Below are 12482 nucleotides of genomic sequence, written 5' to 3'. Positions count from 1 at the left end.
CTGGGCCGGGGCGGGCGGGGCGGGGGCCTTCTTGTTGAGATCCTCGTAGCTCATATCGTTGAAGAACTCATGAGGCTCGGTCCCGGTCGTCCGCGGGGCCGAGCTGCTCGCGAGCGCAGGGGCAACCTGGTCTCGGAGCGCCACGAGCTTCGGATAGAGCGAATCGTAGATCATCCTCTGCTCGGGGGTGCCGGCGGGGCCGAAGCGGAGGTTGAAGGCGTTCATGAACGTCAGGAGCTGCCCCAGGGTGGCGTCCGGCCGGTCGGAGACGTCCGCGAGGATCACGTCGATCGCCGGCGTCTTCAGCATGCCGATCAGCCCGTGGAGCGCCTTCAGGAAACGGTCGGACTGGGTCCGTTCGGGGGTATTCTTGGCGAAGAGCTTGTCGGCCTTTGCCTCGGCCGAGGTGATCGCCGCCAGAAGCTGGTCGATGACGGCCGGGTCGGGCGTCTTGTCTTCCTCGATCTGGGCCCTGACCTTCTGGCCGAGCTCCTTGATCGTGGCGCGGTCGGTGGCGAACTCGGGGCGGAGCAGGGGGGCCGGCGGGCCGCCGTTGGTGAGCTGGTGGATGCTCACGCAGACGGCACTGGCGGCGTGCTGGAAGGGGATCTGGCGGATCGAGGCCCCGCCGAGCTTCTCGTTGGCACCCTGGAGGGCCTTGGCGTAGACCCGAGGGTCGTTGATCTCTTCCACGGCGACGTTCAGGGCGTCGCCGCGATAGACGTCGGCCTGATCCGGCTTGTTCCGGAGGCGGTCCCGGATCGCCGTGGTCCCCTGAATATTACGCTCGCGATCGCCGGCCAGCTTCGCTTGATGAAGGCGATTGGCCTCTTTCTGCGACTCGTAGACGTACTGGTTCCAGCGCATCAGGGTATCGGCGTTGATCGAGTTGGCGACCGCCGTCTGCTGGTTGTAGACGCCCGCACCCATGGCGAGCTGGCCGAGTCCGCGGGCGTAATCCCCCTGCGCGGTGGTGGCGCCCCAGCCGCCCCAGCCCCAGCCCCCATATCCGCCCGGATAACCCCACTGGGCGTTCGCGGGTCGCTCGATCGCGAGCAGGGCGATCGCCATCGCCCCGACCGACAGGAAACGTCGTGACATTTTGTTCTCCACCTGGAAGTGTCGTGTGATCGCTCGCGGCCAGCCCCGTCGCAGGGTTAAGACTCACCAAGGATTATCCTGTCGGACACTACGGTCCGCAATCAGTCAGTCACCCTCCATCCGCTTCGAGGATTCCGATTACGCGGGGCGGACGGCCTTTGACCGAAGGACCGCGCCCCCTCCTCTCCTCCGAGGTCCTCGGCCGACGAGGGGGCTGGGGTGGGTCTTCGGGATCACCTCGGTGTCACTTCTCGGCGGATTCCGCGGCCAGCGGGTAGAGCGCCCGATTGGCCTCGGAAACGGCGGACTTGTCCATCTTGATGACCTTCCGGTCGTAGGTCATCAGGCCGTTGACCTCGACCTCGACGTCGGTGGTCTGGGTGTAGACCGCGGCGGCAAGGCCCTTCCGGATCAGCGGATGGAGGAGCCCCACCTTCTGGGTGTAGGCCGCGGTCAGGTCCTCCGGCGTCTTGAAGCTCCGGTAGCCCCAGTTGCCCTTGTCGAGCCAGGTATGGCCCTCCACGGGCAGGCCCAGCCCGCCAAACTCGCCGCAGACGACGGCCATGTAACGGTCGAGCCGGGACATGGCGGGGTCGGGATAGGAGTGGACGTCGAGGATGTCCCCCACGCCCTGGAAGTTCCCGCCGCTGGCCGCGTTCACCGGCCGGCTCGGGTCGAGCCTCCGGATCCGCGCGACGGCTCCCGGCGTGTCGAACTGGCCCCAGGCCTCGTTGAACGGCACCCACGCCACGATCGACGGATGGTTGCCGAAGTCCACGATCACTTCCGACAGCTCCGCGTCGTAGTTGAGCGCCGATTCGGCCGACCGCCGCAGCTCCGGACTCCGCTTGTCGACGTCGCGGATCCACTCGGGCCCCGAATCCCCGCTGGGCATGTCCTGCCAGACGAGCAGCCCGAGCTTGTCGCACCAGTAATACCACCGATCGGGCTCCAGCTTCACGTGCTTCCGCGCCATGTTGAAGCCGAGCTGCTTCGTGACCTCGATATCGTATTTCAGGGCCTCGTCGGTGGGCGCCGTGTACAGGCCGTCCGGCCACCATCCCTGGTCGAGCGGGCCGTACTGGAAGAGGGGTTCATTGTTGAGGAAGAGGCGGAGGATCCCCTTGGCGTCGTGCTTGATCTCCACCTTGCGCAGACCCGCATAGGACGACACCTTGTCCAACGCCTTGCCTTCGTGGAGCAGGGTCACGCTCAGGTCGTACAGGTGGGGCGAGCTCGGCGACCACGGCTTCGGCTCGACGATCGGGACGTTGATCGATCGCCCGGTCCGCCCCACCGCCCGGCCGACGACGCGGTCGCCGTCGCGGACCTCGACCTTCACGGAGCCTTCGCCCTCCCCCTGGACCGTGACGCTGAAGTTGGACCGGTCGAGGTGGGGGACGATCCGGAGCGCCCGGATGTGGTCCTCGGCCACGGGCTCGAGCCAGACGGTCTGCCAGATGCCCGTGACGGCCGTATACCAGATCCCTTCCGGCTTCAGCACCTGCTTGCCGCGGGGCTGGAACCCCTTGTCGGTCGGATCCCAGACCCGGACCACCAGCGCGTTCTCGCCGGGCTTGAGGAAAGGGGTGATGTCGATCGAGAACGGGTCGTAGCCGCCCCGGTGGGATCCCGCCGGCTTGCCGTTGATCGTCACGGCCGTTTCCCAGTCCACCGCACCGAAGTTGAGCAGGACGTGCCGCCCCTTCCAGGAATCCGGGATGGTGAAGCTGCGGCTGTACCAGAGCACCTTGTCCGGGCCCACCGGCTTCATCACGCCCGAGAGCGCGGACTCCACGCAGAAGGGGACCAGGATCTTGCCGTCCCAGCTCGACGGAACCCCCTCGTCGCGAGGACGGATCGAGAAATCCCAGAGCCCGTTGAGATTCGTCCACTCGTCGCGGACGAGCTGGGGCCGGGGATACTCCTTCCACGCGTTCTCCGGCCGGACCTCGGACGTCCACTTCGTCTCGAGTCGTCCCTTCGCGGGCGCCCATTGGGCCCATGCCGGCACGGCCGGCGTCGCGGCGATCAGGCAGAGGGCGAGTCTCACGATGCTGCGTCTCATGTTGCGTCGTTCTCCTGGCGAGTTGATCGGGCCGGTGCTCCGGCGCATCGCCCAGGATATCCGCTCGGAGGTGCCCTCGGTAGCAGGCGGCCGCTCGCCCGGGTCAGCCGAAGTACCAGGGCGATTCCTGGAGGTTTCCGGCCAGAATCTCGCGGCACGTGCTCTTGTCGGCTTCCGTGGCGAACGCCCGCTTGGGGAGGATCATCCAGTCGGAAGCCCCGCGCTTCCAGAGGATGAAGGACCGCGGAGTCTCCTTGAACCGGTCGAAGACCGACCATGAGAATTGCCCGCCTCCCCCCGCGCCGCGGACGTCGATCGACTCGGCCGAGAGAGACAGCTCCTGCGGCTCAACCCCCCGCGAGCGGGTCAGCCAGTTGTGGACGGCCGCGAGCATGACCCCGAAGACGGCCAGGAAGAGCAGGAAAGGCAGCCCGAACACGAGCAGGATCGTCGCCCCGGAATGGACCGCATTCGGGGCCGGTCGCGACGCCGCGTGGAGCAGGGTCCCGGCCATCAGCCCCGTGAGTCCCCCCACGATGATCCGCGTCGACCACGAAGCGATCGTTAGGTCCAGGTAGTCGCGGAACGCCAGGTCGATCCGCAGGTTCACCCGCCCGGCTTCCGTCGACATTCCCCACGTCGACACCTCGGTCATCGGCGGCTCGGCCAGGTCCAGCCGGTCCATGGCGAGCGAACGGAACCACTGCTGAGACTCGTCATCCGGGAACGCCCGTTTCGGGATCGCCAGCAGCGAGGTCCCCGCGCGATTCGCGAGCACGAACAGGTCATCAGACTCCATCAGCTTGCCGAAGACCCCCCAGGACGCCGTTCCCTCTCCGGTCTCGCCGCCGACCGTGAGCCCGTCCTCCGAGACCTCCAGATTCATCTCCTTCGGCGGCAATCGCCGCGCCCGCCGCCCGAGCATCCAGGCCAGGCCCCCCAGCCCGAATGCCGCCAGGAAGACGAGCGGTCGATAGGCGGCCGAGACCTCGCGACGGATCCGCAGGTAGAGCACGACCAGGATCCCAACCAGGGTGAGCAGGAGGATGACCGTCGTCGCGACCTTCGACCCGCCACCGACCTGGTGCCGAAGCACCAGCGAGCTTGCCGCCCTGCGGTCCTCGTCCGTGTAGACGAAACTCAGACGGATCTTCCGACTCACGACCGCCTCTCCTTGCCCCGAACGCCGCGGGAGCCCGCCGGCCATGCCAACGGGCTTCATCCTCGCCGACCTCCCGGCTCCCCGCAACGCCCCGTCGGGCGCCCGGCCTCCCATTCCTTGCATCCTTCGAACGGGCGCGCGAACCTCAATCGGTTAGCCGACGGCCCCGAGGAATCGGCGGCGACACCCCATCCGCGATGGCGTGTCACTCTCGGGCAGGGCGATCCCCTGCTTCGATCGATCGTCCATGGGCGGGCCCGGCCCGGCCGCTGCCCCTAGTGCCAATACCGTTCAACGAAGGGTAGGGGCACACGGGCTTCGGCAGGGTCTCAAACCGCGATGGTACGAGACCGAGGTCAACGTCACGTCGGCTCCGAGCTGAGCCTGGGTGGCCGTGGTGGAACACCACGGTGCGGCAAGCTGTCACGCCCAACGGGCTTCGCCTGGAGGCGACGGCGGTCCCGTGGTGTTCCACCACGGCCACCCGGAGACACTCCTTGCCTGCCAGGATGTTCACGTTCCGCCATCGCGATGCGAGACGAGACGAGCCTTCGTTGAACGGTATTGCCCCTGGTGCTCTGTCACAGCTAAGAAGACGTGTTGACGGAGGCGAGCCCCATGTCCGAGCCGGAAGCGTAAGCGACGGTCGATTCACGATTTATGATTTTCCGTCGCTGACGCTTCCGGCTCGGAAAGACCCGAACTTTGAGCTGTGACAAAGCACCAGTCGAAGGCCACACCCTCGATTCCTGGCCGCGGCCCGAGCCTGCCGGTAAAATGGCGGGAACCCAGGAGGAGACGCTCGTGAAGACCCCAGAGGCAGACCGATCCGCGCTCGCCGATGCAACCCTGTCGCTCCACGCGGGAGCCGGTTCGCGGCAATCCGGGGCGCCGGTCAATGCATCGCCCGCGTTCTCGACCAACTACTACACCGATCCGGACGCCGTCGGCTTCTCGGCGAATGACCTCACGGCGGACGCACCTCACTTCTACACGCGATGGGGGAACCCCACGCTCGACCTCCTGGAGAGCCGGCTGGCGGCGCTCGAGCGGGGCGAGGCGGCGATCTCGTTCGCGAGCGGCATGGCGGCCGTCTCCTCCCTCTTCCTCCAGACGCTGAGGGCCGGGGATCATCTCGTCCTCGCCAACATCTGCTATGCCGGCGTGGCCGAGCTGGCCAACGACATCCTGCCGGGGTACGGGATCGAGGTGACCCGCGTCGATGCGACGAGGCCGGAGGCGATCGCGGCGGCGATGCGGCCGACGACCCGCCTCGTCCACGTCGAGACGCCGGCCAATCCGATCCTGACGCTGGTGGACATTCCGGCGGTCGCCCGGATCGCACACGACGGCGGCGCGGAGCTCTCCGTCGACTCGACCATCGGGACGCCGGTGGCGACCAAGCCGATCCTGCTCGGGGCGGATTACGTCGTCCATTCGCTCTCCAAGTACCTTTGCGGCCATGGCGACGCCCTGGGTGGCGCGGTGATCGGCCGGGCGGAGAGCTTGAGCCGGCTCCGGAAGCAGAACCTGATCCACCTGGGCGGCTGCCTGGCTCCTTTCTCCGCCTGGCTGATCCTGCGGGGCATGGAGACGCTCGCGCCGCGGATGGCCCTGCACGAGGCGAACGCCCGCCGGGTCGAAGCCTACCTGGCCGAGCATCCCCGCGTCCGGTCCGTCTACTGGCCCGGCTCGCCGCGCCATCCTCAGCACGACCTCGCCGTCCGACAGATGCGGAACTTCTCCGGCCTGCTCTCCTTCAACGTGAAGGACGGCCAGGGCCCCTCGACCGCTCGCCGACTGGCCGACCGACTGCGGGTCTTTGCCTATGCCGTCTCCCTCGGCAAGGCGAAGAGCCTGATCTTCTACATCCCGACCGACGACCTCCTCCGCTCGTCCTTCCGCCTCGAAGGTGCCGCCGCCCGCGCCTACCGCGACTGGTCCGCCGAGGGCATCTTCCGCGTCTCCGTGGGCCTGGAAGACGCCGACGACCTGATCGCCGACCTCGACGCCGCCCTCGGGTGATCGCGCTCCTCGCCCGCTGCACCCGACCGTCAACCTCATTCGCCCCCCGGCTCCCCTGAGGCCGGGAAGGCGATCCACAGGACGACCTTTGCCCCCTCCACACTTGAATGAGGCCGGGGCGATCACGCCCCGGAAGACTCCGACGTCGGACACCCAGGCGAACGTCAACAACGCGCTTCAATGAGGCCGGGGCGATGATGCCCCGGAAGACGCTGCTCGGGGGCGATGCTCCGCCGCGACTCGCGGGCGCTTCAATGAGGCCGGGGCGATGATGCCCCGGAAGACAGAGGAGGCCGCGCCGTGAGGCTCTACCGCTCCTACGCTTCAATGAGGCCGGGGCGATGATGCCCCGGAAGACGTTCTACCAGGACTACTGACCCTTCCCCTTCCCGGGCTTCAATGAGGCCGGGGCGATGATGCCCCGGAAGACACGATGACGGCCGACTCGTCCACGATCTACGCCTGGCTTCAATGAGGCCGGGGCGATGATGCCCCGGAAGACGATAATCGCAGCAAAAGGAGGGGCGGCCTGCGGGGCTTCAATGAGGCCGGGGCGATGATGCCCCGGAAGACAGGCTAGGCCGATGAACTTGGCGTCATTGCGGAGTTCGCTTCAATGAGGCCGGGGCGATGATGCCCCGGAAGACAAGAATGCTCTGACGAAGACGGGCTCCGCCCTCGAGCTTCAATGAGGCCGGGGCGATGATGCCCCGGAAGACATGGGCCCCCGAGGGGAGCGGCAAGGATGCCGAAGCCGCTTCAATGAGGCCGGGGCGATGATGCCCCGGAAGACGCCGCTGTCGAAGTCCGCCCAGGTCCGCATGTGCGGGCTTCAATGAGGCCGGGGCGATGATGCCCCGGAAGACCTGGTTCAGCCCCGAGAAGATCCCGCCCTGGGAGTTGCTTCAATGAGGCCGGGGCGATGATGCCCCGGAAGACCTCAGGGCACGGGATCGGCTTCACGATGCCCATCAGCTTCAATGAGGCCGGGGCGATGATGCCCCGGAAGACGGGCCAGAGGCAGGTGATCCGTGAGGCCAGCCGGTTGCTTCAATGAGGCCGGGGCGATGATGCCCCGGAAGACCAGGAGATCAAGAAGACCGGGACGATGAGGAGAATCGGCTTCAATGAGGCCGGGGCGATGATGCCCCGGAAGACGACAATGACCCGTCGAACCAGCTCCGGGCCCAGCAGCTTCAATGAGGCCGGGGCGATGATGCCCCGGAAGACGAAGATCGCGCCGGCGTCGTCGATGAAGTCGGCGAGGCTTCAATGAGGCCGGGGCGATGATGCCCCGGAAGACTTGCCTGCCCAGGTTACCTCAGAGAGGGTACAGAACAGCTTCAATGAGGCCGGGGCGATGATGCCCCGGAAGACCAAGTTCGTCATCGAGGAGCTGACGCGGATCAAGAAGGCTTCAATGAGGCCGGGGCGATGATGCCCCGGAAGACAGCCGGCAGAGCCACGGGCCGCTCTCGTCCGTCATGCTTCAATGAGGCCGGGGCGATGATGCCCCGGAAGACCGATGGAGGCGGTGGATTTTTCCTGACGCCAGCCCAGCTTCAATGAGGCCGGGGCGATGATGCCCCGGAAGACGCGTCCCATATCTTGCCGTGGCCACGGCAGCACTCGCTTCAATGAGGCCGGGGCGATGATGCCCCGGAAGACCTCAAGGCCCGCTATCAGGCCGAGACGCGGACGGAGCTTCAATGAGGCCGGGGCGATGATGCCCCGGAAGACCTGGTGCGAGTTGCCGCTGACCTGGCCGAAGATCTTGCTTCAATGAGGCCGGGGCGATGATGCCCCGGAAGACGCAGCGGCGGCTCGACGCCTCGGCGATCGCGGTGCAGCTTCAATGAGGCCGGGGCGATGATGCCCCGGAAGACCGGCCGCACGAGCCGAGGCCGAGGCCAGGCACGGGGCTTCAATGAGGCCGGGGCGATGATGCCCCGGAAGACGACGCGTCAGCCATCGCGGTTCAGAACCACGCCAAGGCTTCAATGAGGCCGGGGCGATGATGCCCCGGAAGACGGCGGGCGACCCTCGCCGGTACCGCCGTGATCCAGGCTTCAATGAGGCCGGGGCGATGATGCCCCGGAAGACGGCCGCTTTCCCGCCTTAACGCTCGCATCAAGATATGCTTCAATGAGGCCGGGGCGATGATGCCCCGGAAGACGATTCCGCCTCCAACCGAAGCAACGTGAGTTCGCGACGCTTCAATGAGGCCGGGGCGATGATGCCCCGGAAGACCTTCGCCGTCGGCGACTATGTCCTCACCGCAGGCAAGCTTCAATGAGGCCGGGGCGATGATGCCCCGGAAGACGATATCGACACGGCCGCGGGGAAGGCGGTGGCGTCTTGCTTCAATGAGGCCGGGGCGATGATGCCCCGGAAGACGTCGGCGTGGCGGTCGTCCTGCGGCCGAACTGGACGCTTCAATGAGGCCGGGGCGATGATGCCCCGGAAGACGATCTGCCCGGTCGTCAGCCCCGCGCCCTGGAGGTTGGCTTCAATGAGGCCGGGGCGATGATGCCCCGGAAGACGCTCGCACCCCGTCGCCAGTTCAGCCGCGTCATCACGCTTCAATGAGGCCGGGGCGATGATGCCCCGGAAGACCCGTCGCGAGCCGGTGGATGATCTGGTAGCGGATCGGGCTTCAATGAGGCCGGGGCGATGATGCCCCGGAAGACCCTCGCTTCCGGGGTCGTCTGGTAGAGGCGATCGGCGGCTTCAATGAGGCCGGGGCGATGATGCCCCGGAAGACCCGCGGATCGGGGGCGCCGACGAGAGGACCGTGATGCTTCAATGAGGCCGGGGCGATGATGCCCCGGAAGACGCGACAACGTAGGCTGTGAGGATGCCTCGGGATCGGCTTCAATGAGGCCGGGGCGATGATGCCCCGGAAGACAAGATGACGGTTGCCAGGCTGGGCATGTCGCCCAAGGCTTCAATGAGGCCGGGGCGATGATGCCCCGGAAGACCTACCGCGACGAGTTCAGGACGTGATCCGCGCAAGCGGCTTCAATGAGGCCGGGGCGATGATGCCCCGGAAGACGGCGTCGTCGCCCGGGGGCTCGTCGGTCTCCCATCGGCTTCAATGAGGCCGGGGCGATGATGCCCCGGAAGACGGCACCGGAGCCGCCCTGCTGGCGGGCCGACGCGAGGCTTCAATGAGGCCGGGGCGATGATGCCCCGGAAGACCCGTCGCTGAGCGGGCTCTCGGTAGGCGCCATCCTGCTTCAATGAGGCCGGGGCGATGATGCCCCGGAAGACTCAAGGCGGCGGCGAAACGGCAGCGAGCGACGGCCAGCTTCAATGAGGCCGGGGCGATGATGCCCCGGAAGACGTTCGACCAGAGCTCCATCGTCTCGGTCTCGCCCCCGCTTCAATGAGGCCGGGGCGATGATGCCCCGGAAGACGGAGGAGGTCCTGGAGGCGTTCGCCGCGGGATCGATGCTTCAATGAGGCCGGGGCGATGATGCCCCGGAAGACGCAACGCAGGGCGAGATGACGGCACTTTCATGAGGAGCTTCAATGAGGCCGGGGCGATGATGCCCCGGAAGACGGGTCAACGGGGCGTGGTTGCCGCCATCGCCCAAGGTGCTTCAATGAGGCCGGGGCGATGATGCCCCGGAAGACCTCATGATCACGTTCATGAGGATCATCGAGGAGGAGCTTCAATGAGGCCGGGGCGATGATGCCCCGGAAGACGTGCTGTTGTCGAGGGTCGCGGCGCTCGCCCGGTAGGCGCTTCAATGAGGCCGGGGCGATGATGCCCCGGAAGACGTACTAGTTGTGAGTGGACACTACTCAGTGGACGATGCTTCAATGAGGCCGGGGCGATGATGCCCCGGAAGACGATCGGGTCCGAGCGGCGAGGGATGATCACAAGACGCTTCAATGAGGCCGGGGCGATGATGCCCCGGAAGACACACCTACGTCCTGACCACGGACCCGACCGATGCGTTGCTTCAATGAGGCCGGGGCGATGATGCCCCGGAAGACCCCGTCGATGGGGAACGAGAAGCGTCCCACGCTCAAGCTTCAATGAGGCCGGGGCGATGATGCCCCGGAAGACGGCCGCCAAGAACCGCAGGGACTCGAACCCCGCCGTGCTTCAATGAGGCCGGGGCGATGATGCCCCGGAAGACGGCCAAGCACTACACGGACGTCGTGGGGTCCGAGTTGCTTCAATGAGGCCGGGGCGATGATGCCCCGGAAGACCGGCTCGCCCTCGAGCTCCTCGGCACCGAGGACGTGCTTCAATGAGGCCGGGGCGATGATGCCCCGGAAGACCGCGAAGACCGCGGGCGTGCCCTCGGCGATCGTCGAGCTTCAATGAGGCCGGGGCGATGATGCCCCGGAAGACCGGCTGGAGCGGCTGCATCGGGGTCTCTCCGGCATGGCTTCAATGAGGCCGGGGCGATGATGCCCCGGAAGACGGTGGAGTTCGCGTCGAAGCTCGTCGGATCAGTGAAGCTTCAATGAGGCCGGGGCGATGATGCCCCGGAAGACTCGGAGAGCGCCAGCCTTCAGAACGGCTTCCAGGCACGGCTTCAATGAGGCCGGGGCGATGATGCCCCGGAAGACCGATTCCCCGCGGTCTCACTCGCCGCGTCTACATAGCTTCAATGAGGCCGGGGCGATGATGCCCCGGAAGACGCCAGATTTACGCCGAGACTCGCATCGGCAAAATCCTGCTTCAATGAGGCCGGGGCGATGATGCCCCGGAAGACGCCTCTCCTGTCCTGACCGCTCGCTGATGGGGGACGCTTCAATGAGGCCGGGGCGATGATGCCCCGGAAGACCTGATCGCCTTCCAGGTAGGCCCCGCCGTAGCTCTGGCTTCAATGAGGCCGGGGCGATGATGCCCCGGAAGACAAGCCCGGGTTTGTGCAGACCTGGGCAGGCTCGCCGGCTTCAATGAGGCCGGGGCGATGATGCCCCGGAAGACGGCGGCCCGGGTGATGTCGGGCGACCACAGCCGCCGGCTTCAATGAGGCCGGGGCGATGATGCCCCGGAAGACCCGGGGAACGACTGAACGAGAAGCGGCTCGCGGCCGAGCTTCAATGAGGCCGGGGCGATGATGCCCCGGAAGACCGAATTGCTCGGGCGTGGGTGCCGCGGATCCATCCTCGCTTCAATGAGGCCGGGGCGATGATGCCCCGGAAGACTACCTCGGCCAGCTCGCAAAGGAGACCAGCATGGGGCTTCAATGAGGCCGGGGCGATGATGCCCCGGAAGACGGGGATGGCCTCGCGGGATGCGTGGCCACGATCCGGCTTCAATGAGGCCGGGGCGATGATGCCCCGGAAGACGGTCGCCTCGTCGAAGAAGCCGAACGAGCCCCAGGAGCTTCAATGAGGCCGGGGCGATGATGCCCCGGAAGACGTCGGTCGGCCCGAGCTGGCCGATCCCGTTCCACCGGCTTCAATGAGGCCGGGGCGATGATGCCCCGGAAGACCACGCGGGCAACGGCCTCTTCGTCGGTCGGATCGAGGCTTCAATGAGGCCGGGGCGATGATGCCCCGGAAGACTCTCATCAATTTCTCCGTTGATGGGAATGGGGAACGCTTCAATGAGGCCGGGGCGATGATGCCCCGGAAGACTGCGACCGCATCTGGTTCGGCGACCTGATGAAGACGCTTCAATGAGGCCGGGGCGATGATGCCCCGGAAGACACCAAACCGGCCTCGATTGGCATCGACCGCAGCCCGCTTCAATGAGGCCGGGGCGATGATGCCCCGGAAGACCTCGCCTTTGCCAACCGTCTCGCCGCTCAGTCGATGCAGCTTCAATGAGGCCGGGGCGATGATGCCCCGGAAGACGCGACCTCGAGCGGACCGGCGGTGGGTTCGCTAAGCTTCAATGAGGCCGGGGCGATGATGCCCCGGAAGACACGCGGCCGGCGAGATGGAGGGCGAGGGGCGATGGCAGCTTCAATGAGGCCGGGGCGATGATGCCCCGGAAGACACGGCGGAACAGATCGAGGCCATCGCGGGCGTCGAGCTTCAATGAGGCCGGGGCGATGATGCCCCGGAAGACGCGTCGATCCGGAGGAAACCGAGATTCGAGTCGACATGCTTCAATGAGGCCGGGGCGATGATGCCCCGGAAGACTATCAG

Annotated in this window: 4 protein-coding genes and 1 CRISPR repeat array; of the genes, 1 reads left to right on the top strand and 3 read right to left on the bottom strand. The window is 66.7% G+C overall.

Features of this window, described 5'->3' with window-relative positions; all coding sequences use genetic code 11:
- The 3 genes from G6O54_RS35340 to G6O54_RS35330 form a co-directional block, all read right to left on the bottom strand.
- A partial coding sequence (locus G6O54_RS35340; protein WP_205679148.1) for a hypothetical protein occupies positions 1–1101 on the bottom strand: 1101 nt, incomplete at its 3' end.
- A gap of 244 nt (positions 1102–1345) precedes the next feature.
- Positions 1346–3169: a glycoside hydrolase family 2 protein gene (locus G6O54_RS35335; protein ID WP_165235179.1), complete on the bottom strand. Its 1824-nt coding sequence runs from the start codon at positions 3167–3169 to the stop codon at positions 1346–1348.
- A gap of 103 nt (positions 3170–3272) precedes the next feature.
- Entirely contained in the window at positions 3273–4331 is a 1059-nt protein-coding gene (locus G6O54_RS35330) for a YcxB family protein (RefSeq protein ID WP_165235176.1), read from the bottom strand.
- 804 nt (positions 4332–5135) lie between these two features.
- Here G6O54_RS35330 and G6O54_RS35325 point away from each other — a divergent pair.
- Entirely contained in the window at positions 5136–6356 is a 1221-nt protein-coding gene (locus G6O54_RS35325) for a trans-sulfuration enzyme family protein (RefSeq protein ID WP_205679147.1), read from the top strand.
- A gap of 101 nt (positions 6357–6457) precedes the next feature.
- Positions 6458–12476: direct repeats of the CRISPR family, unit length 37 nt; unit sequence GCTTCAATGAGGCCGGGGCGATGATGCCCCGGAAGAC.
- Between the last annotated feature and the right edge of the window lie 6 nt (positions 12477–12482).

It is taken from the genome of Aquisphaera insulae (genome assembly GCF_011064615.1).
Lineage (GTDB): Bacteria > Planctomycetota > Planctomycetia > Isosphaerales > Isosphaeraceae > Aquisphaera > Aquisphaera insulae.
The sequence above is the reverse complement of the archived record's forward strand: the minus strand, read 5'-3'. Positions and strand labels throughout refer to the sequence as shown.